The organism is Pseudomonas fluorescens (assembly GCF_000730425.1).
Lineage (GTDB): Bacteria > Pseudomonadota > Gammaproteobacteria > Pseudomonadales > Pseudomonadaceae > Aquipseudomonas > Aquipseudomonas fluorescens_X.
In genome coordinates this window covers 4,275,343-4,299,820 of sequence record NZ_CP008896.1, presented here as the reverse complement: position 1 = coordinate 4,299,820, position 24,478 = coordinate 4,275,343, and the positions used below count along the sequence as shown (strand labels likewise).

Below are 24,478 nucleotides of genomic sequence, written 5' to 3'. Positions count from 1 at the left end.
GCACACAATGAGGACCGCTCATGGCTTTGGCCGCGCCCGCGCTTGAAATCCGCAACTTGCATAAACGCTATGGTGAGCTGGAGGTGCTTAAAGGCATCTCGCTGACCGCTCGCGACGGCGATGTGATCTCGATCCTGGGCTCATCCGGTTCCGGCAAGTCCACGTTCCTGCGCTGCATCAACCTCCTGGAAAACCCACACCAGGGGCAGATCCTGGTGGCCGGCGAAGAGCTCAAGCTCAAGGCTGCCAAAAACGGCGAGTTGATGGCCGCCGACGGCAAGCAGATCAATCGCCTGCGCAGCGAAATCGGTTTTGTCTTCCAGAACTTCAACCTCTGGCCACATATGAGCATCCTCGACAACATCATCGAGGCCCCGCGCCGCGTGCTTGGCCAGAGCAAGGCCGAAGCCATCGAAGTGGCCGAGGCGCTGCTGGCCAAGGTCGGCATTGGCGACAAACGCCACGCCTACCCGGCGCAATTGTCGGGTGGCCAGCAACAACGCGCCGCCATCGCCCGCACCCTGGCGATGCAACCCAAGGTCATTCTGTTCGATGAACCCACTTCGGCACTTGACCCGGAAATGGTTCAGGAAGTACTTAATGTGATCCGCGCGCTGGCCGAAGAAGGTCGCACCATGCTGCTGGTCACCCACGAAATGGGCTTTGCCCGCCAAGTGTCCAGCGAAGTGGTGTTCCTCCACCAGGGGCTGGTCGAAGAGCAAGGATCGCCACAGCAGGTGTTCGAAAACCCGCTTTCGGCGCGCTGCAAACAATTCATGTCCAGCAACCGCTAACGGAGCAACCTGCATGCAGAACTATAAAAAATTCCTCCTGGCCGCCGCCGTTTCCATGGCATTCAGCGCCACGGCCATGGCCGAGACTTTGAAAATGGGGATCGAGGCGGCCTACCCGCCCTTCAACAATAAAGACGCCAGCGGCAACGTTGTAGGCTTTGACAAAGACATCGGCGACGCCCTGTGCGCCAAGATGAAAGTCGAATGCAGCGTGGTCACGTCTGACTGGGACGGCATCATCCCGGCCCTGAACGCCAAGAAGTTCGACTTCCTGGTGTCGTCGCTGTCGATCACCGACGAGCGCAAGCAGGCCGTTGACTTCACCGACCCGTACTACTCCAACAAGCTGCAATTCATCGCAGCCAAAGCCATCAAGGACTTCAAGACCGACGCGGCCTACCTCAAAGGCAAGACTATCGGCGCACAGCGCGCGACATTGGCCGGTACCTACCTGGAAGACAAACTGCCAGACACCACCGCCAAGCTCTACGACACCCAGGAAAACGCCTACCTCGACCTGACTTCCGGCCGTTTGGACGGGATGCTCGCCGACAAGTACGTGCAGTACGAGTGGCTCAAGAGCAAAGACGGTTCGGCCTATGAGTTCAAAGGCGAGCCGGTTGTAGACAGCGACAAGATCGGCATCGCCGTGCGCAAAGGCGACCCACTGCGCGAGCGCTTGAACAAGGCCCTGGCGGAAATCAAGGCCGACGGCACCTACAAGAAGATCAACGACAAGTACTTCCCTTTCAGCATCGAATGATCCTGATTGGCCAGACCGGCGCGCTCCGTTGAGCGCGCCGGCTTTTCGCAATGCCTTGCTCGATATGAAAAAACCATGAATTTCGATCTCTACGGATTCGGCCCCGCACTCGCTGCCGGCGCGCTGATGACCGTCAAACTGGCACTCACGGCGTTATGCCTGGGGCTGGTGCTCGGCCTGGCCGGCGCCCTGGCCAAGACCTCCCCGTACAAGTCGCTGCAATGGCTTGGCGGCGCTTACTCGACCATTGTTCGTGGCATTCCCGAACTGCTGTGGGTGCTGCTGATCTATTTCGGCACGGTCAATATGATGCGGGCCCTCGGGGAGTTCTTCGGTAACCCCGACCTCTCACTCAGTGCCTTCGCCGCCGGTGTGATCGCCCTGGGCCTGTGCTTTGGCGCCTACGCCACCGAGGTATTCCGTGGCGCGATCCTGGCGATCCCCAAGGGCCACCGTGAAGCGGGCGTTGCCCTGGGCCTGTCGAAGCTGCGCATCTTCACCCGGTTGATCATGCCGCAGATGTGGCGCATCGCCCTGCCGGGCCTGGGCAACCTGTTCATGATCTTGATGAAGGACACCGCGCTGGTCTCGGTGATCGGCCTGGAAGAAATCATGCGCCACGCGCAAATCGGCGTGACCGTCACCAAGCAGCCTTTCACCTTCTTCATGGTGGCGGCCTTCATGTACCTGGGCCTCACCGCCCTGGCCATGGCCGGCATGTACTTCCTGGAAAAACGTGCCGCTCGCGGCTTTGCGAGGAGCACGCAATGAACGGCGACTACAGCTGGCTGTCGCATTTCGACCTGGGCCTGAACTGGGCCGTGATCATCAAGTGGCTGCCAAGACTGGCCCAGGGCGCGACCCTGACCCTGGAACTGGTGGCCATCGCCGTGATCGCCGGCCTACTGCTGGCAATCCCCCTGGGCATCGCCCGTTCCTCACGCCGCTGGTACGTGCGCACCCTGCCCTACTGCTACATTTTCTTCTTCCGTGGCACACCACTGCTGGTGCAGCTGTTTTTGGTCTACTACGGCCTGGCGCAGTTCGACGCCGTGCGTGAAAGCGCCCTGTGGCCCTATCTGCGGGACCCGTTCTGGTGCGCGACTGTCACCATGACCCTGCACACCGCCGCCTACATCGCCGAGATCCTGCGCGGCGCGATCCAGGCCATCCCGCCCGGTGAAATCGAAGCGGCGCGGGCGCTGGGCATGTCCAAGCCCAAGACGCTGTTCTACATCATCCTGCCGCGTGCCGCGCGCATCGGCCTACCGGCCTACAGCAACGAAGTGATCCTGATGCTCAAGGCCAGTGCCCTGGCCAGCACCGTGACCTTGCTGGAGCTGACCGGCATGGCTCGCACCATCATTGCCCGTACCTACCTGCCGGTGGAGATCTTCTTTGCCGCCGGGATGTTCTACCTGCTGATGGCCTATGTGCTGGTACGCGGCTTCAAGCTGCTGGAACGCTGGTTGCGGGTCGATGCCTGCCAGGGGCGCTGACACCGGATTGACGGGCGAGCGACTGCTGGCCCGCTTCCTCGCACTGGACGCGTTCCTCACCGAACATCAAAGGCTGTGGCGACCACGGCCCTTCACCCACCTGCAATTGCCCTGGGAAGCCCAGCATCCAGCGCTTGCCCAATGGCTGCGCCAGCGCTCGCTGGCAGAGGCCGAAAGCAGCCACAACCTGCCCACCGAACTACAGGCGCCAGCGCCATTTCCCCAATGGGCGCAGTTGGCCGCGCGTCTGAGCACTGTGGATAAGTTACCGTCGGGCGCGCTACATACGGCGCCGTCGCGTCTGAATGTGGATGTGCCCGGCCGTAAATGGCAACAGATCGAGGCATTTGGCGGCGCCTTGCACTTTGCCCGGCGCCCCACCCATTGGCTCGACTGGTGCGCCGGCAAAGGCCACCTCGGCCGGCGGCTGCTGCAACCGGGGCAAGGCCTGACCTGCCTGGAGTATGATCCGACGCTGAGCGCCGCAGGCCAGGCCCTCAGCGACCATCACCAAATGAGCGCCCGCCACCGTCAGCAAGACGTGATGGCCGAGAGCGCCGTACAGCAACTCACCGACAAACACACACCCGTCGCCCTACATGCCTGCGGCGACCTGCATGTACGCCTGCTGCACCTGGCCAGCGCCACCGGCTGCCCGCACCTGGCCGTGGCGCCCTGCTGTTACAACCGCATCGGCAGCGAGCAATACCAGGCGCTATCGACCCCGGCCCGCGCTTCGGCACTGCGTTTATCGCGGGAAGACCTTGGCTTGCCCCTGAGCGAAACCGTCACCGCAGGCACACGGGTACGCCTGCAACGGGACACCTCCATGGCCCGGCGCCTGGGCTTTGACCAATTGCAGCGGCAACTGCGCGGGTGCGACGAGTACCTGCCCACGCCTTCATTGCCAAGCGAATGGCTGAACCGGCCCTTTGCCGATTACTGCCAGCACCTGGCGGCGCTCAAGGGGTTATCCACAGGCGAACAGGATTGGCCAAACCTGGAACAGCACGGCTGGCAACGCCTGGCGCAGGTACGAAATCTGGAGTTGGTACGTGGCCTGTTTCGCCGCCCATTGGAATTGTGGCTGGTTCTGGATCGGGCACTGTTTCTGCAAGAAAACGGCTACAAGGCTCAAGTAGGCCTCTTCTGCGAAACAGCGCTGACACCGCGCAACCTGATGGTGCTCGCCGAGCGCGCATAAGGGGCAAGGCACCCTGTGGATAACTCTGTTGATGAAACGCTGTAGGACGCCGCAAAGGCGGGCGCTACAGGCGAAAATCCTGACTGGTCATTTTTTGTTCACAAAATAAAACGCACTCAAAACAGGCAGTTGCAGCGTAATGAGAACAGCTCCACAAAATGACTGTTTCGATACCTGTCCAACCATCAGATTGTGCATAAGCATCTGCGGTTAACCCTATAAACCGTGGTTCAGGGCATGCTTGGAGGGCTATCCAGTAGCTGGCACAGCACATGGATATCGTCACAGGCCATGCTCATAGCCTCGTTATCCAAAGGGTCCTCGCCAAAGGCCAGTGCCTCGCTGATCTGCGGGTCGCGATGAATCACCTCCAGATGGCGCGCCGCCAGACGTTGCTTGAACTCCTCTGCCATATCCAGGCTGAAGGCACTGCCCTCATCCAGTTGGTTGACGAACACATGACAACGCGGTGCCGACGGTTGCGCAAGGTACGGCGCCAACAACCGCTGCATTTGCTCCAGCGCGCCCAGCGACGCCGCGTCCGCCAGGGCAACCACCACCACGGTATTGGCCACGTGCAATGCCTGATGCAGGTAGACATTATTGCCGGCGGGGGTGTCGATGATGATCATGTCGTGCTCACTCAAGCCCAGGCGCGACAAGTGCTGCGCCAGCCATTGCGGGTCTTGCTTGAGCCAGCGCTGCAGGTCTTCCTGCTGCTGCGTGTCGGTCTGACCAAAGACCACCACCCGGCAGCCACAAAAGCCAGGTTGGACGAGTTGATCCCACGGTTGATTGCACAGGCTGGAACGACCGATTCCCGGGGTGTCGTGGGGCAAGCCAAAATGCAGATGCAGGGCATTTTGTGGATCCAGCTCCAGGACCGTCACCGCCCGCCCCCGGCGCTGCAAGCCACTGCCCAACGCCGTCGCCAGGGTGCTGCGCCCCACGCCACCATTGACCGACACCAGCACCACGACCTGCGCTCGGCAGGCCGGCATCGCGGTTGGCTGGGGTTGTTCACCGGGGGAAAGCGCGTCATCGATGGGGGTATCTTCGAAGAACTGCAGCGTCGACGTCATCGGCTGATCATGAATGTTTGCAAAACGTTCGTCGGGCTGGCTCACAGACCCTCCTCCTTTGTCACGGCACCTCTAATGGAACATGGGCGCACTTGTTGTATAAACAGTGTGTGACAGGACTCGGAGAGTGTCATTATTTTGGTGTTTTTTATCGCAGCCATTTAGACGAACGGCAATAAGTCAATTTAATGACGATTATTTATCCGCATCCACCCGCGCCAGGTCAACGAGATACTCCACCCTCGGCCCCATCGCCCTTGATCGAGAGCTTCATCTCGATGCGGGATTTTGCTGCTGAGAATCAACAGGAAAGCGCGACCGGCAGAGAAAAAACCGCACTCTGAAAAATAGTCAGAATTCAGGGGTTTACAGAACCTTTCCAATCGCTATAATCGTCGCCCTAACACGCCGGTATAGCTCAGTTGGTAGAGCAACTGACTTGTAATCAGTAGGTCCCGGGTTCGACTCCTGGTGCCGGCACCATACAAGGTTCCAGAGAAGGCTTTCAAAATCTCTAGAACCCCCGAAAAACCCGCCTTCTGGCGGGTTTTTTCGTTTTGGCGTTCCATCGGTTTCCGTCAGAAACTGGTGGATTCCAACCGTTTTAAGGGTAGAGTTTGGGATACAGGTCACTTCGATAAAAGGGAGTACCCTTATGTCGCGCACCACTGCTCCACTCTCTGATTCGGCTTGCCGCTCAGCCAAGCCCACCGACCGCGCCTACAAGCTTTTCGACGGCGACGGCCTCTACCTCCTAGTCCAACCCAATGGCCGCAAAGGCTGGCGGCTCCGTTACGTCAAACCTGACGGACGGGAAGGACTGACCTCGTTCGGCAACTACCCCGTCATTGGCCTCGCCGATGCGCGCCGCAAGCGCTTGGAGATCAAGCGAATGCTGGCGGATGGCATTGATCCCATAGAGACCAAGCACCAAGCCAAGGCGGAAGCCGTGATCAAAGGCAGAACCTTTGAAAGCGTTGCGCTGGACTGGCACACAGAAATGTCGGCCAAGTGGGCACCAGGCCATTCCAAGACAGTGATGAGCCGCCTAAAAACCCACGTATTCCCGCTGATCGGCGCACGCGCCATTGTTGATCTCGACACCCATGACCTTATGCAGCCCTTGGAAGCGATCAAGAAGCGCGGAACGATAGACGTTGCTTTAAGGGTACAAAACTACCTGCAGAGCATCATGCGCGAGGCAAAGCGACTCCGGCTTATCACCGCAAACCCTGCTTACGACCTCGAAGGCTTGATCAAAGCCCCGCGGGTGATCCATCGCCCCGCTCTACCCTTATCGCGACTGCCGGAACTGCAAGAGCGGATCGACACCTATAAAGGCCGGGCACTTACCCGTCTGACGGTGATGCTGTCGCTCCATGTGTTTGTACGGTCCAGCGAGCTGCGCTTCGCCCGATGGAGCGAGTTCGACCTTAAGCGCGGCGTCTGGGAAATCCCGGACACTCGACCCGCGTTGGAGGGAGTAGCCTTTTCCACAAGGGGTACGAAGATGGCAGGGGATATCCATTTAGTACCCTTATCGCCGCAAGCAGTGGCCTTGCTTGAACAGATCCACGCACTCACCGGTAAATTCGACCTGGTGTTTGCAGGCGATGCCAAGCCCTGGAAACCCATGTCTGAAAACACCGTGAACAACGCGCTACGGACGATGGGATACGACACCAAAACCGATATCTGCGGACATGGGTTTCGTTCGATGGCCTGCAGCGCACTGATCGAGTCAGGATTGTGGTCCGAGACAGCCATTGAACGGCAGATGAGCCACAAGGAACGCAACAATGTCCGCGCCGCTTACATCCACAAGGCCGAATTCATTGAGGAACGCAGGCTGATCATGAACTGGTGGAGTCGGTACCTGGAGGCCAACCGACAGGAGCATGTCACTCCACACGAATTCGCCAACCAGATTGGAGATAACGTTACTCGCATAAAGGCGAAGCCTGGCATTGGCGCAGAGAGGAGGAGTTGATATGGATATCTCAACCGCACAAAGCATCAAGCTCGCCATTGTGTCGGCAACCGGACTGTCAAAAGACGCGCTGCATATCTATTTGGGCATGGCGGTCTATTTGACGTTGATCGTTGGCACCCGACGATTCAGGCCATACCTTGGCTGGCTGGTTGTTTTCATCATTGCGTGTGCAGGCGAGTGGGTAGATCGGCGAGACGATATTGGAAGCTTCGGGTACTGGCGCTGGCAGGCAAGCGCTCACGACGTTCTCAACACGTTATTTTGGCCGACGGTGCTAACACTACTTTGGCTTTTAAAGTGCCGCAGTAAAGTAAGCGTACATCCGTAAGGCTCTCGCAATCTGCTCTGCCACGCGGGTCCATCCAAACAGGGCTGCAAAGCCGCCCTGTTTGGATGGACCTCACTTAAAAAATCTAAAGCCCACGCAACTGTCTGTGGAAAACCACGGATTTCCACCGGTGGATAATTTCATCCACAGCCGCAGAACTCCCGAAAATTGGGGCCTTGACCCAAATTATCCACAGGCGTAGAAAAGATCGAGCAAAGCGCTGTCGTCGACAGCAACCCAGGTAGCCAGAACCTTCAAGGCTACGCCACACGGTGGTGGTTCTCCCAAAGTGCGATTAGCGTCCGGTGGCTCGCACAGTCACAGCGATGTGATGGATGCCTACTTCTATCAGAGTGCCCACTGCGGCAACTCACCCCTTTCATAGCTGCCCTGCAGCAACCTATCCGCTTGGCCATTTCCTTGCGCCAACCTGCGCCCGTCTCTTTCTCCCGGAAAGAGACGGGCGCTCCTACCGCTGCTGCAGCCCAACTCGTACAAGGCTTTGCGGCATTCCCCCTCGTGACAATCGGCGTGACAAACACCGAAGTCACCAGCAACAGCGATGCAGATGATGGTGTCGCAGCCCAGGGAATGGACTGAACCTGACTGACAGTCAGGCATGCCCCGGTCATCACATCACTGCCTTCACTCGACTCAGGATCTCGCGGCGTTGGTTTCGTCAGCCAGCACAGCCTCCACCCGCCCACTTCTTCGGAAGTGTTCAGGAGGCCAGATCATGAGATGCCCACGCTCCCGGTCGTAAGGAGCCGCCAGTCCCGCGTTAATGGACAACCCTCACAGGTCGCAGGGGCCTTGATCCCTGATAACACTCAACATTCTTGGCGGGATGACGTGGGGAAAGTTTTAAAAGTTTTGGCTTCGAGAGGAGTTTGATCATGGCGCTGGTGGGCAGACGAGATGGGCGCAATTTTGGCTATGGCCGGCAACTGAGCTATGCCGGGCCGCAAGCGCTGAGAGACATGTTCGGTGGCGGGCACTACGGGACCGTTAAAGCGCACTGTGATCGTTGGCAGGCATTCGTGCGCTGGTGCCGCTCAGACGATGGACCAGGACTCAACGATGCACGACAGGTAGATCGTCAGATCTTGGCGGATTACGTGGCGCATCTGCGTCACTTGGTCGATCGCGGCGACCTCTCCATCGCCACCGCACAAAATCGATTGTCCAGCGTCAACCGAACCATGGCGGCGCTTCGCGGTGATCAGTACGTGAAAGTGCCGAGTCCGAGCAAAGCGCTGGGAATGCAGCGCACCACCATCCGCACGACAGCTCCACAAGGCCAGGATCGCGAACACCTGATGCGAATCGTCGAGACGCTCAGCGAACAGCACTCTCGTGCCGCGGCCATCGCTCAGTTAGCGCGGGCCACCGGAATGCGCCTGCGCGAGGCCATTTTGGCCGACTTACCGCGCTTAAAACGTGAGGCCGAACACTACGGCAAGATCAACATCCAGGATGGCACCAAAGGGGGGCGCTCAGGTGCCTCGGCACCTCGCTGGATCAGAGTGGATGATCATATTCACGAAGCTTTGAGATTCGCCGAACAGGTCTCACCCCGCGGCAGCCACAACCTGCTTGCGCCGAATGAAAGATACCTCGATTTCCAACGGGAAATCGTCCGTCCCGCGCGGGACCTTCTCCATAAGCACAACCTCAAAGGCTTTCACGAGCTACGGGCGGCGTTTGCTTGTGAGCGCTATGAGCAAATTACCCAGCACCAAGCGCCGGTTAATGGTGGTCAGTGCTATGCCGTGGATCGGCGTCTTGACTGTGAGGCTCGCATGCAGATCAGCAAAGAACTGGGGCACAGTCGGATCGACGTTGCCGCTGCCTATATTGGAGGACGGACATGAGTAAGGCGTTTGATATGGAGATGTTCCTAGGTGGCGTGCTGACTGGATCGCATGCAACGCAGCAGCGGCATTTGCGGCAAGCCAGGATTATTAGCGCCGAGATCGCAGCGCGATGGCGGCGAGAGACGCCATGGAGCTGGCAGAGAAAACACCTAATTTGGTTTATGGACCATCGGCTAGCTGGGCGTAGTGAAGCGACTCGTTACTATTACCTGCTTACCGTCCGACTGCTCGCTCAGCGCCTACAGACGTCATGGACTTTCAATCTCTAAGTGGCACCTGATACCGATAGCAATCAACCCAAAAGCAACTGACCTTGACTAGTGGCTTTTTGCGTAGGCATCAGTCAGCTCCCCTTGATGAGCGCTGATGTCGAGCTCTAGACACAGCGGACACTCATCCGCTTGCTAGAGTGTAAACCTAGCTGTAAACTGTCAATCAAAGTGTCAAGCTGAGTAATCGAAATGGGAAAGAAATACGCAAACGCCCCAGTCTACTTCACCATCGGCCAGGTGCGTCACAACACACTGCTGTCACTGAAGGCTTACCTTCCGGCTATTCAGGAGCGGATGCGCAAGGCTGGTTACCCTGATTTCAAAAGCGCTCAGCAGATGCAATTCTCTTTTGGTGCTATTACAGGCGGGGATGACACGCAGCCTTTCCAGCCGGGCGTACAGCAGATCGAAAGCTATACGTTCTCCAACCTCGAAGGTACTCAAGGCTTTCTGATGGAGCCGAGTGCGCTTTCGTTTCGCTGCACTGAATACGAGACCTTTCCGAAGTTCTATGCTGAATTGGAACGGGGTTTGAGCATTCTGGAGGAAGCGGTCGACGGTCTCGCTTATTTTGAGCGCTTAGGCCTGAGGTACCTCGATGCTGTAGTACCTGCTGAAGGGGAAACCTTACAGCAGTACCTTGCTCGAGAGGTGTGGGGAACACCAGCCTCGCTCGATCTCAACCAGATGTACCAGTTCGAAGGGCAACCACTGACTTACAATCATTCTTTTGCCGAGTCGTCGGCCACCATCCCAAGCATAGGGCAGGTGGTCTCGCGGGTGGTTGCCCAGAACAGCGAACTGCGCTTTCCACCAGACCTGCTGCCAGATCCGCTCAAAGTTGGCGAGCGCTTCAGAGGACTCAATGGTCAGCACGCAACCGTTGACGTCGACGCCAGTTTTTCCGAGCGCCGAAAGTACGACTCGACCGAAATCAAAGATAGGTTTCAACACCTTCACGACCTCGTTGAGCTGTTCTTCAACGCGACTGTGACGGACTACGCACGGAAAGCATGGAGTTAACCTATGAGCACAATGTACGCGCCATCTCCAAACCCGGGAATGGCAAACCGATCATTTAATGCAGCAAGCCGGCATCTCGAATCCGAACGAGAGAAGGTCAAGCGCACGGCAGGCAGCGCAGCACTGGCTTGGGGCTACGGCCTGACTGTTGCCTTTGCACTATGCCTTGGAACCTTGTCACCACAACCCCAACCTCGCGAGAACCGGGCTAGCAAGGAATACAAAGAATCGGCTCAAGGCATCGCCAAGCATGAGCAAACAACTGCCCCACGGACAACCGCAGAAGCTATGTCTTACGTACGCAACACCTTGAAACCAGCGGTGACCGAATTGGCATTGATCTTCGGAGTTTCGAGGCAGGCGATTTATAACTGGCAAGCCGGTGAGCACATCTCAGAGGGCAACCAAGCCCTGCTCTACGAACTGGCCGCAGCGGCCGATCGTATCGTGGCCCATCCGCTAGCAGGACAAGTGAACGCCAAGCGGAAGCTCCCAGGCGGCAAATCTCTATTTGAAGCTGTTGCCGGAGGCATGTCGGGTGTAGAGGCAGCTGGGAAACTCATCGCTATGGCTCAAAAGGAAGGCGCACAACGTGCAGCAATGGACTCGAGACTGAAAACTCGAAATCGGGCCGCCGTAGATCTCGCGTCGATCGGCTCACCCCATTTGCAAGACAGAGCATGAGGTAGCAGTTGATGGTGAGCTGGAGTCGATCAACACCGTGGCGACAAGGTTATATTGTCGATAGCGAAACACTCGCCCAGCTCGGCATCACCATCGACGGCGATGACCAGGAAAAAATCATCGCAGCCGTCGCCACGCATGATTGCGACCTTGCGCAGCTAGCATACGGCGAACCGGAGGTGGAGCTCATTTTAGGGAAGGTCCTGACGGACAAACTTGATGGGAACTATACGCACTGCAAAACCGCGAGGCGCCTACATATCGAACTGACTGGCACGGACGAGCACTTACTTTGCGAATTCGATGCAAGCAAGCGGGTTAGGGTTCAGAAGGAGCATAAGGATCCGTCCAAGGCATTTGTGTCCTACGAGCCGACTCGGGCTGCCTTGATGAACGGCCAGGAACGAAGCATCTTCCAGCGCTGGCTAGCAGCAAGATATCGCCGATCATCGTTCCCGGACGAGTTTGACCGCAGGCTGCGAGATACAAAGGTTGCCGATCGACTTGCCAGGCTTTTTAAAGAGTCCGGGAACCACATTCCAGCAGTGTTCTTTGACGTTGATCAGGGGACGGAGAGAACCCGAGAAGGATCGGACGATCTTTACGAGCTCGCGATCTTGGTTCTCTACAAAACCGACGAAGATCCTGAGACTGCGGAAGAAGCAGCCTTGGCTGCAGCAAAGGCCATCGACGAACTTTTTCTGAGCCGCTGCAGAACAGGCGCGAATCAGGCTTGGGAATGGATCGAGCTGACAGAAATCAACGTGATATCCGATGAGGCGCTGACCTATGGTCAGTCGCTAAACCTGATCAGATGGCAGGCTGACTATGTGAGCTTGCGAAGCGACCCAGCGCAGCCAATTTTTGACGTCTGAGTGAAAAAATCTCAACTTCTGAGCCAACGGCCTGAAAACGAAGGGAAAATTAGAGGAGAAGGGTTGACGGCAAGATGATATGACAGGATAATTATAATTGCCGATAGCTTTTTTATCGACAAAAAAGCCCACCAATGTTTGCAGCATTGGCAGGCGATTTGAACCGTGCAATGGATGTTTTTGCAGAACTCCAAAGCACAATTAGAAAACAAACCCGGAGGTCAGGTTTCCATACTCGGGAAGAGATTCTACGTACATATCGATCTCTTTACAACACCTGCTTGACTAGCGGCATTTGCAGTGTCGCAAGTACTTCCGGGTTCTCTTGGAGAATCCGTATGACTTTGATTTGCAGACCCTTCATTACCCTCCGCAACGGCAAACGCCTTTTCGCACACGAGGTTGGTAAAACCGCGTTCTGCTTTGAGGTAGATGAAGTTCGGAAGGCGAAGCAACCAGAAGGAGCCGGTGAGCAAGGTACGCTCGACCTGACGGACGACAGCGCACCATCCAAGCCTCACTGATGTAGATAGAAAGCCCGGTAAGCTCAATCGCTTGCCGGGCTTTTTTGCTAAAATTTCTTTAGCACTGTTTTCAGCTTCCGGCCATTTTCCGCCATGGCCGCTTCCCACGCATTTATAGCAGTCAGCTCAAATTGAAAGAGTATCGAGCTTTGCCTTTTACACGAGGTCATGTGCTGTCGCTTACCCTAAGCGGTAGGGTCGTGCCCTCCATCATCCGACTATGAGGGTCTGCGATATCGAAACCTCGAGGCAGTGTAATTCCCTAAGTTCTTGTTTTAGCTTTCCTTGACTCGTTAATCATCAGAGGGGGCGCCTGAGGATAGTTTTAGAGATAGAAGTACGCGCCTATAGAAGTAAAATACTTAAAAATCAATTAGTTGTGAGAATTTTCGACTCCTGGTGCCGCACCATACAAAACAAAGCCCTCACAGAAATGTGGGGGCTTTGTTGTTTCTGGGGATTGGATTTTTGAACACCGCTCTCACCTCACCCCGCTGATATTTCTGAGAATTATTCCACCAGACAAATCCTACACCCTGCGAGTTGCGCCCCATAAGCTGTCGCGCTCCCCCCTAACGTCGCTGCTCATCAGCGACCGGGCGTGGAATCCCGAGTTAAGAAGACACTACAGCGTCGTCAAGCAATCAGCGGGCGCTTTTGACCTTCCGTATTCAGGAGGCCAACAATGAGCCCCCCACCCCAAGCAACCACCCTCGGTGCCGTGACCTTCGCAGACTGTGGCGAAAGCAAACACGATAGGAAGGTTCTCGCGCCCTGTTCTCAACTATCTATAGTTGGGCCGGCGAGATCAGGACGGTGAAGATCAGCAAGGGTAGAAATCAGTTTTGCATTCTTGACCGCATAGAACCGGAAGCGGCCAGAGAATTCCGAAAAATCGAGGCCAATGCCTGATTTGAAGGCTATTCACGCAACTTGCTGGTCAAAGCCGTCGCTGAGTCCTACGGCACGCTGAACGTTGCATCGGCCTACCAATCATGGAAGACGATGCCAACCTGATGCCTTAGCAAAGTACCGACTCGGTACCTCCCCCAATACCCGCCTGAACACACTCGTAAACGCACTCGAACTGCTATACCCCAGATCAATCGCCACCCGGGTAACCGACTCCCCATTCCCCAACCTGACCACCGCTGCCAACAAGCACGCTTGCTGGCGCCATTGCACAAAGCTGATTCCCGTTTGCTGGCGAAACAACCGGGTGAAGGTGCGGCGGCTCATGCCGACGCGTTGGGTCATGTCGTCGATTCCGGTTTCCAGTGAGGGTTGTTCCAGCAGGTTGCGGCAGATGAGGGCCAGCCGGGGGTCGCTGGGGATCGGGGCATTGAGTGACAGGGGGCGCATATCGGCTATTTCGTCGAGCAGCAGGCTCATCAGGCGGCCGTGCAGATGTTCCTTTTCGTACAGCGCCGGTATGTCGATGGCACGGCTCAGCAGTTCGCGCAACAGCGTCGATACACCGAAGACCTGGCAGTGCGCGGGCAGGTTGAGCCGGGTTGCGGCGGGGTTGTGGATGTAAGTGTTGAGCATGGTCACGGGGCCGCTCATGCTCATTTCATGGGGCACGCCCGCCGGGACCCAGATGGCGCGGTGCGGCGGCACGACCCAGTTGCCCTGCTGGGTGAAGACGGTAATCACGCCGCAGGCGGCATAGGCGAATTGCCCGCGACGATGGGTATGCCGCGCAAAGTGCTGGCCATCGAGGTAGTCGTTGGCCGTGACCACCGCGTCGCGGGGGGTGTTTTCGTAGGGATCGATTTCAGTTTCGCGCATGGCCCGGATTTAATGATTAATGACCTGATAGTGCAAGCGAGCCATCACACCTATTGCGCATAGTTGCGCCTTGGCTGGCGCACACAGGTGCCGGCGCTGCTTTGTGGGATCAGAACACCATGCAAAAGAAACATCTGGCCCTGGCCGTGTTGGTGACGGCGGTCTGGGGGCTGAATTTTCCGATTACCAGGCTGGGGCTGGCGGGGATCGATCCGCTGTTGCTGACCGCCCTGCGCTTTACATTGGCGGCGTTGCCATGGGTGTTTTTTGTACCGCGTCCAGCCATTGGAATGAAGTGGTTGGTGGCTTATGGCTTGATTTTCGGGGTGGCGATGTGGGCCTTGATCAACCTGGGGATTGAACTGGGGGTACCGCCAGGCACCGCGGCCCTGCTGATCCAGTTCAGTGCCTTTTTTACCCTGGGTTGGGGCGTGTTGTTGTTTCGCGAGCAACTGAATGTCGGCCAGATCCTGGGGGTAGGGCTGGCAACAGTGGGACTGGTCGGCATTATTGCCAACAGCCCGGGCGAGGCTACGACGCTGGGCTATGGCTTGTTGCTGGTCAGTGCGTTCAGCTGGAGCGTAGGCAATGTCATCATCAAGCACTCGAAAGTGCGTGAGATGTTTGCCTTTGTGGTGTGGGCCAGCCTGTTCCCGCCGATTCCGTTGCTGCTGCTGACCTGGCTGGCCCATGGATCGGCGCCGTTCAGCGCACTGGCCGCACAGGTGGAATGGCTGACGGTGTTTTCGCTGTTGTTTCAGGTCTACGCGGCCACGCATTTTTGTTACTGGGGCTGGAATCTATTGCTGCGTGAATACCCGGTATCCAAGGTAGCGCCGCTGTCGTTGCTGATCCCTGTGTTTGGCATCACCGGTTCGATGCTGTTGCTGGGGCATCAGGTGGATTTGAATGAGGGGATCTCGATTGCGCTGATTCTGTCTGCCCTGGCTGTTGGGTTGGTGAAATGGCGCCAGCCAATACGCAGTGCCGCGCCCGGCAAATAGCTCTACACCCTCGACCCGAGCTGCCCCAAATGAGGCCAATGGCTCCGGCATGGGCTAACGCGCTCTTGCATAAAAAGCCCCGCCCTTACAATGATGCTCTCCACCCGCTGGAGTTTCTGAGCACCTGCAAGCACCTGTCCGTCCAGGCATCACATCAAGATGCTTGGATGAAAGTCTGGCAAGCTAGATGGCACTTAGCCATATTTCTAATTGACACCCCCCGCTCCGTCCTTTAAAACCCATGCATTCGCTGCGTTACTGCGGGAAACCTGCCCCAATAGCCCCCGCCGTTTTTTTATTGAGACATGGATGTCGAAGAACCCCCCGCTTTTCAATCGCCGTCGCTATTTGCTCGCGTTTTTTATCGTGCTGCTGGCGGTGCTCGACCCCTTCGGCCTGGCCAGCTCCAGTGACAAGGCGTCCGCCCAATGGCTCAACCGGATGTTCTCCAGCAACTATCCCAGCACCGGCCAGCAACATATCGCCGTGGTGTTGATCGATGACGCCTACCTGATGCGCAACAACACTTCATGGCCGATGCCGTATAGCGAGCAGAGTAAGTTGTTCAAGCGCCTGCTGGCCTACAAACCCAGGGCGGTGTTTGTGGACTTGCTGTACAGCCACGATCACTCCCTTGGCGACCCGACACAGGGCAGTCAGTTGCTGGCCAATGTGTTCGAGCGCTATCAGCGCCGGGGCATTCCTTTGCTGCTGGCCAATACCGGAGTGACGCGGGGCGAGAATGGGCAAGCCAATACCCTCGAACAATTTGCCGCCTTCAGCCAACCGGGCCTGGTGGTGTGGGACGGCGTGGACGACAAATACCCGCTGGCGATGCCCACCGCGCTGGGACTGATGGAGACCCCGGCCCTGGCGCTGTACCGCCAGTTCTGCAAGGACGCAGCGTGCGCGGCGTTGCCCGAAAACGCCGAAGCCGCCTCACGCTTGCAGCCAATAGCCGTGCAATGGGGCTTGAAGCTGGCAGCCGAGCAGGCGCAGATCGCAGATATCCGCCATTGCGCAGCACCGCGCAATTTTGTGCTGGATTGGGTGGCGCAGTTTTTCCAGGCGGTGTTCTGGAAGCTGGATAACTCAGCCCAGGCCCGATGCCCTTACAGCCTGACCCTGTCGGCCAGCGATCTGGAAGTCAGCTCGGCGCAGGATCAAGCGCTTGTTGCAGCGTTGCTGCGCGACCGGCTGGTGATGGTCGGGGCCAGTATCACCTCCACCGGCGACCTGGTGCAGTCACCCGTGCACGGGCTGATCCCGGGGGTTTACCTGCACGCCATGGCCTTGGACAACCTGATCGACAAGGGTATGGATTACGACCGCGAGCCGGCCAATTTCCCGGGCTGGAACCTGCATTGGGTGGACGTGCTGGAGCTTGGGTTGCTGGCGCTGATTATCGTGCTCAAGGCCCTGCATGCCCGGCGCCTGGCCGGCCTGCATCCCTGGACTCGCTGGCGCAAGCAGGAGATCCGCTTCTTCACTTCGCCCTACCCGTCGTGGGGCTTGGTGATGCTGATGCTGCTGGTGGTCTGCGGGGTGCTGTATCTGAACCACATCACCCTGGTCAACGTGCTGGGTATTGTTTTGCTGTCATTGGCGCTGTTCAGCGAGCGGATCGAAGCGTTCTTCGACCGTGGCCGCTGAGGGTGCCGCCATGTCGTCTCACTCAAGGAAACCAAGGATGAACAGAACCCTCATCGTGCTGCTCGCTGCCCTCTACAGCCAGGGCGTACTGGCCGAAACCCATGTCATCAAGGCGTTCCTGGCCGACCCGGTAGAGGTGGTAGACGAGCAAGGCAAGCTGCAGCGGGAAATCGCGCACAAAGACACACCCAAGCAGCCCGTTCCCGTGTTGCAGCTCAACAAGGCGCTGGAGTTGGTCCAGGTGGAACTGGCTGGGCAGAAAGTCTGGCTGGACACCAGGGACCTGCGGATAGAACCGCCACTGCATGTCATGAGCCTGCCGTGCCAGCAAATGCCCCAGAGCCTGGTCAGCGACAGCCGCAACAATTCCACTCTGGGCTACGGTGCCGGCTGCAATCAATAAAGGAGTATCGCGGTGAAGGGATATCTATTGCTGGCCAGTGCCTTGCTCAGCGGCTGCGCCACCTTGAAGGGCGCAGACCAGGCGTTTCTGAACCTGGTGGGACCGTCGACCCAGTCGCGGGTCCAGGGCCACTATGTGGATAACGCCGATGTGCGCCAGTACTACAAACTCGACCCGCAACGCGCAGGCCAGCAACGCTTGAGTTATGACGGACGTACCGTGCCGGCGGCCGAGGCACGCCAGCAAAACCTGGTGGATATCCCGATGCTGCAGGTGTACTTGCAGGGCATCGTCACGCGCCTGTCCAAGGGTTGGCCAGGGGAATTGCCGCTGCTGCAGGTGAAGATCACCGACAGCTATAGCTTCGGGCCGTCGGCGGACCCGTACGGCAATATCTTCGTGCCCCTGGGCATGTTGGAAAACGTCGGCAGTGAAGATGAAATCGCCGCCATGCTCGGCCATGAAATGAGCCACGTGCTGCTGCATCACCACGACCGCGCCGCAGCATTCCAGCAGCAAAAAGACATGTTCACCACCGTGGCCTCAACGGTGGCACTGGCAACCGTAGCAGCCAACACCGGGGTGGATCGCAGTTCAGGCACCATGAAGCTGTTCAGCAAAGACCCGGCGGGCACACAAAAAACCATCGGCAATACCGTGCTGTATACCTCGCTGGCCAACAGCTTTTCCGACAACGTCTGGAGCACCGCCTGGGGCCGTAGCCAGGAAGACCAGGCGGATTTGCTCGGCACCGACCTGATGATTCGTGCCGGCTACGCCCCCCGTGCCGCGACCCACAGCCTGGAGCGCCTGAATGATTTCCAGGGCAAGCAGAAGCCACTGCTGACGGGCTTTCTCACCGCACGCAAGAACGCGATGCAAGACTCGTTGCAGCAGTTCAACCTCGACCGCTTCACCAAAGAACTGGACGTGCTGGTCAAGGACGGCTTGAACACCACCCTCAGCGCCACCAGCCAGTACTTCAACCGCTCCCACATGTCCGCCCTTGATCGTGACACCGAACTGCGCCAATACCTGCAACGCGAGTACCGCAAGGAGCGCCGCGCCCGGGTCAACACCACGAGTTGGCCAAAGGTGCGTGACGCCACGCCAGTCGCCAAGGCCATGCAGGGCTACAAGGACGCCTACGCCGCCACGGCAGCCCTGGAGAAAAACAAGGTGCCCGAGGCCGAGGCCTTTATCCGTCGCGCCTTGAGTTCACCGGTCAAGGACCAGCCAAACATCCGCCGCACGGCCTACACCGTGCGCCTGGCCCAGGGCAGAAATGCCGATGCGCTCAAGGAACTGAAAGCGATCAAGGACTGGTCCCTGGCCGGGCCTTCGACCTATGACTTGATGATCAGCTATTACCTCAAGCGCGGCGACGGCCAGGCAGCCTTGGCGATGATCGATAAGGCCGAGCGCAACCTGGGCTCGGAAGAGTTGTTTATCACCGAGAAGCTGCTAGCCAACCAGCAACTGCAAAACACCCAGCAGGTGCAAAGCGTACTGCGCAAGTGCGGGCAATACCCGGCACGCAAGGCCAACTGCCAGAAGCTGGCGCAGGTGAAGGCGTAGGGTTTCAGGCCGCCATAAAAAAGCCCCGACAAGTCGGGGCTTTTTATTGCCTGGCATCAGGCACGACGCACGATCTTAGAACACGTTGATCGGGTAGTCGGCGAACAGACGGATTTCGTTACCGCCCACGTTGTAGTTGTTGGCGTTGGTCGAAACACGCAACCACGACGCGCGGGCACGCAGGCTCAGGTCTTTAGCCGGGCCGCTCTGTACCACGTACTTGAACTGGTTGAAGATTTCACGCTCGGTGCCATCGCCACGCTACCGTCGTCGATGTTGGTGCCGCGCACGTAGGCAATGTTGTAGGTCAGGCCCGGAACGCCAAAGGAGCTGAAGTCAATGCCGTAGCCGACCTGCCAGGAGCGCTCGTCTTTAGCGTTGAAGTCAGACCAGTAGGAGTTGGCCAGCAGGATGGTGTTGCCACCGTCGCCGATGCCGCTGCCACGGGTGTTGTTACGGTAGCCGCCATACATGTAGCCGGTGTCACCGGTGCTGCGCTGGTGAGCCAGGGTCAGGCTGTGCGGACCGAAGGCCCAAGTGGCGCCCAGGCTCCAGATTTTGTTGTCGCGGGCGTCAGCATCACCTTGGGTCAGCTGGGCGAAGCTCTTGTCCAGCTTGGTCTTGTAGCCGTTGAAGTCAAACGTCAGCGACTGCTCTTGTGGCAGGGCCAGCACGTAGTTGACGTTGACGTATTGCTTCTTCAGCACGTCTTCCATGTCGGAAGCGTACAGCGCGGCCGACAGGCTTTCGGTGAACTTGTAGCTACCGCCCAGGTAGGCGATGTTTTTCAGGTTGCCACTGTCGGTGCCTTCGGCGCCTTTTTGGGCTTCCTTGGTGAAGTAACCACCTTGCAGCTCCAGACCCTTGATCTCTTTGGAGACGATCGAGGTACCGGTATAGGTTTCCGACAACAGACGGGAGTTGTCGTACTGCAGGACAGGTACGGCTGGCATCTGGTCACCGTACTTCAGCACAGTGTTGGAGATGCGTGCCTTGACGGCTGCGCCGCCCTTGGCCAGGTCGTGTGGTGCTGCGCCGCTGTCGCCTTGCTTGAAGAAGTTGATGCCGCCAGCGCCGCTGCGACCTTTACCACCGTCCAGACGGATGGCGTATTGGCCGATCACGTCCACACCCACACCGACGGTGCCTTGGGTGAAGCCGGACTCGAACTTACCGATGAAGCCTTGGCCCCACTCGGCTTTATCCTGACCACCATCTTTGTAATCGCGGCTGATATACGCATTACGCGCCGCGATGTTCAGGTGACTGCCTTCCACGAAGCCTTTGGATTGCTCCTGGTCGTTTGCCATTGCCTGAGTAGCGCTCAAAATCCCCAGAGCAAGCAGACCCATCCGTTTATTCAACATTTTCTTATTCCTATTACTGGTTGAGTACGCGCTGTGACACCTGACTCCGTTAGCTTTTTTTGTATCGACTTTCCCCGGATAACAAAAGGCCTGCGGACGACTGAAATACGCCGCAGGCCTTTAATATTGGAGAAGTCATGGCGGTTAGCCACAGGCGTTGAGGCGAATCCTATCCGTGCCCTCAACTACCTGTCAATTTAGTGAATCGTCTGTATTTAGGCAAAAAAAGTCTAAGGAAGGTCTGAAGTAAGCAGCCGTTTTTAACGGCCTCGCTGTCTGAGGTTCAAAAAACACCGACTTAATCGAAAATCAGACCTTTCCTCCTGTCAGTTCACTGTTTTTTGCGGAATAGCACCTTTTCAGGGCTCATTGTCCACATCACAGGCGCACCTCGCCTGCATTCAACAGTCGTTTTCGCATCATCCACAGGTTCGATAAGGCAAACAGTGTGGTCTGCTGCGCGGTGTTTTTCACCAAGCCTCGGAAGCGGACTTTCGTATAACCAAACTGGCGCTTGATCACCCTGAATGGATGCTCAACCTTGGCCCGGACTTGAGCTTTCGCGTATTCGATTTTGCGGCGCATGCGACCGATCAGGCTCTTTTTTGCATGCTTCTTATAGCTGCTGGGGCGCGCTGCGATCGACCAGATCATCTGGCGATGTTGATGCTCCGCACGCTTCTCCACGCCGGTGTAACCGGCATCGCCAGAGACGTAAGTTTCCTCGCCATGCAGCAACTGATCGACCTGAGTCACGTCCGCCACATTCGCCGCCGTGCCCACCACGCTATGTACCAGACCGGATTCAACATCGACACCGATGTGCGATTTCATCCCGAAATAGTACTGATTTCCTTTCTTTGTCTGGTGCATTTCGGGGTCGCGTTTACCGTCCTTGTTCTTGGTCGAACTGGGCGCATGAATGATCGTCGCATCGACCACAGTTCCCTGACGCAGCAGCAAACCTCGGTCGCCCAAATAGCCGTTGATGACCTGCAAAATCCCACCGGCCAGCTCATGTTTTTCCAACAGCCGGCGGAAGTTGAGGATCGTGGTTTCATCCGGAATCCGATCCAAATGCAGCCCGGCAAACTGGCGCAGAATCGTGGTTTCGTAGAGGGACTCTTCCATCGCCGGATCGCTGTAGCCGAACCAGTTTTGCATCAGATGAACCCGCAGCATGGCCATCAACGGATACGCCGGACGACCGCCTTCACCCTTCGGATAATGCGGCTCGATCAACGCAATCAGGCCTTTCCAGGGCACGACCTGATCCATCTCAATCAGGAAACGCTCACGGCGGGTCTGCTTACGTTTGCCTGCGTACTCGGCATCAGCGAAAGACATTTGCTTCATCGGGGCTCAACCGTTCAGTTCGTGGGACAGCCGTATCTCACCAGATTTGGAAGTCTTTTTCAGAGTTTCCCTAAGCGATATTATTTAGCCATTATTTACGCGATATATACGCTCGCCCAATTCATCCCGTGAATAAGCCGCTGGCAGGTAACGCATTTTCCATGGGGTGTAAAATTCCATAAAAATCACACCCAGAAACAATTTGAAATATTTATCAAGGGGCGAAACGCAGGAATAATTAACGTACGCAAATAGCAAGCATTATCATTCGCGCGTTATTTCCCTCCCTCTTACGGATGCGCCCCTCAATGCCTGCCCCTCGCCTGACGCCCATGACCCTTGGGCTTTCTGCACTGCTGTGCGCCGGATTTGCCTGCGCCGCCACCACACTGCCCGCCACCTCCATCAGCGCCGAAGCTGACGAGGACGATCCACGTGTCAAAGACACCAACACAGCCACGCGCACGACCACGCCAGTGCGCTACGTGCCCCAGGCGATCGACTCGGTAAAAACCGACAACCTGCGCGCCTACGGTACCAATGACCTGGGCCAGGCCTTGAGTGGGATCCCCAACGTCAGCAGCGGTGCCGATACGCGCTTTGACAGCTTGCGCATCCGCGGCTTCGAAGCCAGCAGCGATTTCTACCTCGACGGCATCCGTGACGACAGCCAATACGTGCGCGACCTGCACAACATCGAACGCATCGACGTGCTCAAGGGCCCCGCCGCCGTGTTGTACGGGCGCGGCGGCCAGGGCGGGATCGTCAACCGCGTCAGCAAGCTGCCCCAGGCCGGGCGTGCTTCCAGCATCGAAGCCCAGGGCGGCACGAACGGGCTGCGTAGCCTGTACACCGACTTGAGCGCCGACCCTACCGAGAACATCAGCCTGCGCCTGAACATGGGCAACGAGGACACTGACAGTTTCCGCGACAATATCAGCGGCAACCGCAAACTGTTTGCGCCGTCGATAAGCTGGCAACTGACCCCACAACTGAACTGGCTGGTGCAGTACGAATACAGCCGCTACGACCGCACCCCGGACCGCGGTATCCCTGGCGTGCGCGGTCGTCCGGCCAATGTGAGCCGCGACACCACGTACGGCGACCCTCGTGACTATATCGACGACACCACCCAATCCCTGCGCTCCAAGCTCGCCTATGAACTCAACGACACCTGGCAACTGCGCCACACTCTGGGCGTGTTCAAGCTCGACAGTGATTTCGACAACACTTACCAGACCGGCTACAACCCGGTGACCAACCAGGTCGCGCGCCAGCGCTGGCAGCAAGACCTGACGACGCGCAATGTGTTCAACAACGTCGAGCTCGAAGGTGGCTTCGACACCTTTGGCCTGGAACACCGCCTGCTGACCGGTGTGGAGTTGGGCAGCCAGCGCCGCGATCCGAAGCTGTACAGCGCGGTAACTGCAACAGTGCCCGGCCTTGATCTGAACCGCCCCAACCGGCACCTGAGCCATACCGGACCGGTGAAAATCTCCAGCAACAACCACACCGAAGTCGAAAGCCAGGGCCTGTACGTGCAGGACCAACTGCGCCTGAACGATCAGTGGCAGGTGCTCGCCGGTTTGCGCTACGACCGTTTTGAAGTGGACACCACCAATAAGATCACCAACGTTCGGCAAAAGGTCGACAGCCACAACACCAGCCCACGGCTGGGCGTGGTGTGGACGCCGGTTGAGAACCACTCGTTCTACGCGTCCTGGAGCAAGACGTTTTCCCCTACCGGCGGCGGCCTGATCGGCATCACCCCGAATGCTGCGGGAAATGCCAACGACCTGAGCCCCGAGCTGACCAAGCAAAAGGAAATCGGGGTCAAGAGCGATTGGCTCGACGACCGCCTGAGCACCACCCTGGCCGTGTATGAGCTGGAACTGTACAACCGCCGCACCCGCGACCCGGAGAACCCGTTGATCACCCTGCTCAGCGGTATACAACGTTCCCGAGGGGTCGAACTGACCACCACCGGCAAAATCGCCGGCAACTGGTACGTGCGCGGCGGCGTCGGCTTGCAGGATGCCAAGGTGGTGAAAGACAACAACGGCTTTGAAGGCAAACGCATCAGCGACGTGGCCAAGCGCAACGCCAGCCTGTTTGTCACCTGGAAACCGCAGATGGGCTGGTACGCCGAGACCGGCCTGACCCTGGTGGGCGAGCGTTATGCCGATAACGCCAATACTGTGGTGCTGCCCGGATATGGCCGCTGGGACGCACTGGCAGGGTTCCGGCACAAGGAATGGGATGTAAAAGCGGCGCTGAACAACATCAGCGACAAGACGTACTACGCGTCGGCAACCAGCGCCAACCAGATTCAGTTCGGTGACCCGCGCAGCCTGGTCGTGACCGGGACCTATAACTTCTAACCCACCCCACTGCTACCACTTCCTGTA

Annotated in this window: 20 protein-coding genes, 1 tRNA gene and 1 pseudogene; 18 read left to right on the top strand and 4 right to left on the bottom strand. The window is 57.8% G+C overall.

Annotated features, from left to right (window positions below; translation table 11 throughout):
* Window positions 1–20: 20 nt before the first annotated feature.
* The 5 genes from HZ99_RS19235 (at window position 21) to HZ99_RS19215 (ending at window position 4,260) form a co-directional block, all read left to right on the top strand.
* Window positions 21–794 carry an ABC transporter ATP-binding protein gene (locus tag HZ99_RS19235; protein ID WP_029295861.1) on the top strand — a complete coding sequence of 258 codons (774 nt, stop codon included), beginning with the start codon at window positions 21–23 and terminating at the stop codon, window positions 792–794.
* A gap of 13 nt (window positions 795–807) precedes the next feature.
* A complete protein-coding gene (locus HZ99_RS19230) occupies window positions 808–1,557 on the top strand; it encodes an ABC transporter substrate-binding protein (RefSeq protein WP_038445268.1) in 750 nt (249 codons plus the stop codon).
* 75 nt (window positions 1,558–1,632) lie between these two features.
* Window positions 1,633–2,328, top strand: a complete 696-nt coding sequence (locus HZ99_RS19225) for an ABC transporter permease (RefSeq protein ID WP_038445266.1) — start codon at window positions 1,633–1,635, stop codon at window positions 2,326–2,328.
* A gap of 38 nt (window positions 2,329–2,366) precedes the next feature.
* On the top strand, window positions 2,367–3,056 hold the full coding sequence (locus HZ99_RS19220; RefSeq protein WP_038448122.1) for an ABC transporter permease: 690 nt from the start codon (window positions 2,367–2,369) through the stop codon (window positions 3,054–3,056).
* Window positions 3,037–4,260, top strand: a complete 1,224-nt coding sequence (locus HZ99_RS19215; RefSeq protein ID WP_038445265.1) for a methyltransferase — start codon at window positions 3,037–3,039, stop codon at window positions 4,258–4,260. The genes HZ99_RS19220 and HZ99_RS19215 overlap by 20 nt, the downstream gene beginning before the upstream one ends.
* A gap of 230 nt (window positions 4,261–4,490) precedes the next feature.
* Here HZ99_RS19215 and bcsQ read toward each other — a convergent pair whose 3' ends face one another.
* Entirely contained in the window at window positions 4,491–5,387 is an 897-nt protein-coding gene (bcsQ, locus tag HZ99_RS19210) for a cellulose biosynthesis protein BcsQ (RefSeq protein WP_038445263.1), read from the bottom strand.
* A gap of 362 nt (window positions 5,388–5,749) precedes the next feature.
* Here bcsQ and HZ99_RS19205 point away from each other — a divergent pair.
* The 8 genes from HZ99_RS19205 (at window position 5,750) to HZ99_RS19170 (ending at window position 12,394) form a co-directional block, all read left to right on the top strand.
* A tRNA-Thr gene (locus HZ99_RS19205) sits at window positions 5,750–5,825 on the top strand.
* Window positions 5,826–5,997: 172 nt separating this feature from the next.
* Window positions 5,998–7,332 carry a tyrosine-type recombinase/integrase gene (locus HZ99_RS19200; protein WP_038445261.1) on the top strand — a complete coding sequence of 445 codons (1,335 nt, stop codon included), beginning with the start codon at window positions 5,998–6,000 and terminating at the stop codon, window positions 7,330–7,332.
* A 1-nt stretch (window position 7,333) separates the two neighbouring features.
* On the top strand, window positions 7,334–7,663 hold the full coding sequence (locus HZ99_RS19195; protein ID WP_038445259.1) for a hypothetical protein: 330 nt from the start codon (window positions 7,334–7,336) through the stop codon (window positions 7,661–7,663).
* An 896-nt stretch (window positions 7,664–8,559) separates the two neighbouring features.
* Window positions 8,560–9,537 carry an integrase domain-containing protein gene (locus tag HZ99_RS19190; protein ID WP_038445257.1) on the top strand — a complete coding sequence of 326 codons (978 nt, stop codon included), beginning with the start codon at window positions 8,560–8,562 and terminating at the stop codon, window positions 9,535–9,537.
* Window positions 9,534–9,809 (top strand): hypothetical protein, encoded by a 276-nt coding sequence (locus HZ99_RS29280; protein WP_038445255.1) that lies wholly within the window; start codon window positions 9,534–9,536, stop codon window positions 9,807–9,809. Before HZ99_RS19190 ends, HZ99_RS29280 begins: the two co-directional genes overlap by 4 nt.
* A gap of 192 nt (window positions 9,810–10,001) precedes the next feature.
* Complete coding sequence (locus tag HZ99_RS19180; protein WP_014336078.1) at window positions 10,002–10,835, top strand: TIGR04255 family protein; 834 nt, start codon at window positions 10,002–10,004, stop codon at window positions 10,833–10,835.
* 3 nt (window positions 10,836–10,838) lie between these two features.
* Entirely contained in the window at window positions 10,839–11,519 is a 681-nt protein-coding gene (locus HZ99_RS19175) for a hypothetical protein (protein ID WP_038445253.1), read from the top strand.
* A gap of 11 nt (window positions 11,520–11,530) precedes the next feature.
* Window positions 11,531–12,394, top strand: a complete 864-nt coding sequence (locus HZ99_RS19170) for a hypothetical protein (protein ID WP_014336076.1) — start codon at window positions 11,531–11,533, stop codon at window positions 12,392–12,394.
* A gap of 1,517 nt (window positions 12,395–13,911) precedes the next feature.
* Here HZ99_RS19170 and HZ99_RS19160 read toward each other — a convergent pair.
* A complete protein-coding gene (locus HZ99_RS19160; protein ID WP_038445248.1) occupies window positions 13,912–14,709 on the bottom strand; it encodes an AraC family transcriptional regulator in 798 nt (265 codons plus the stop codon).
* A 119-nt stretch (window positions 14,710–14,828) separates the two neighbouring features.
* Between HZ99_RS19160 and HZ99_RS19155 the strand changes: the two genes are divergently transcribed.
* The 4 genes from HZ99_RS19155 (at window position 14,829) to HZ99_RS19135 (ending at window position 19,347) form a co-directional block, all read left to right on the top strand.
* Complete coding sequence (locus tag HZ99_RS19155) at window positions 14,829–15,713, top strand: EamA family transporter (RefSeq protein WP_038445246.1); 885 nt, start codon at window positions 14,829–14,831, stop codon at window positions 15,711–15,713.
* Window positions 15,714–16,022: 309 nt separating this feature from the next.
* On the top strand, window positions 16,023–17,366 hold the full coding sequence (locus HZ99_RS19145) for a CHASE2 domain-containing protein (RefSeq protein WP_038445242.1): 1,344 nt from the start codon (window positions 16,023–16,025) through the stop codon (window positions 17,364–17,366).
* 37 nt (window positions 17,367–17,403) lie between these two features.
* The gene (locus HZ99_RS19140; RefSeq protein ID WP_038445240.1) at window positions 17,404–17,769 is read left to right on the top strand and encodes a hypothetical protein; all 366 of its coding nucleotides are present in this window, start codon (window positions 17,404–17,406) and stop codon (window positions 17,767–17,769) included.
* Between the two features lie 12 nt (window positions 17,770–17,781).
* Entirely contained in the window at window positions 17,782–19,347 is a 1,566-nt protein-coding gene (locus HZ99_RS19135) for a M48 family metallopeptidase (protein ID WP_038445238.1), read from the top strand.
* Window positions 19,348–19,422: 75 nt separating this feature from the next.
* On the opposite strand, the pseudogene HZ99_RS19130 reads toward HZ99_RS19135, so the two are convergent.
* A pseudogene (locus HZ99_RS19130) lies at window positions 19,423–20,714 on the bottom strand (OprD family porin).
* 378 nt (window positions 20,715–21,092) lie between these two features.
* Complete coding sequence (locus HZ99_RS19125) at window positions 21,093–22,070, bottom strand: IS5 family transposase (RefSeq protein ID WP_033902000.1); 978 nt, start codon at window positions 22,068–22,070, stop codon at window positions 21,093–21,095.
* Between the two features lie 308 nt (window positions 22,071–22,378).
* On the opposite strand from HZ99_RS19125, the gene HZ99_RS19120 reads away from it, so the two are divergent.
* Window positions 22,379–24,451, top strand: a complete 2,073-nt coding sequence (locus tag HZ99_RS19120) for a TonB-dependent receptor (protein ID WP_038445236.1) — start codon at window positions 22,379–22,381, stop codon at window positions 24,449–24,451.
* The last annotated feature ends 27 nt before the right edge of the window (window positions 24,452–24,478 follow it).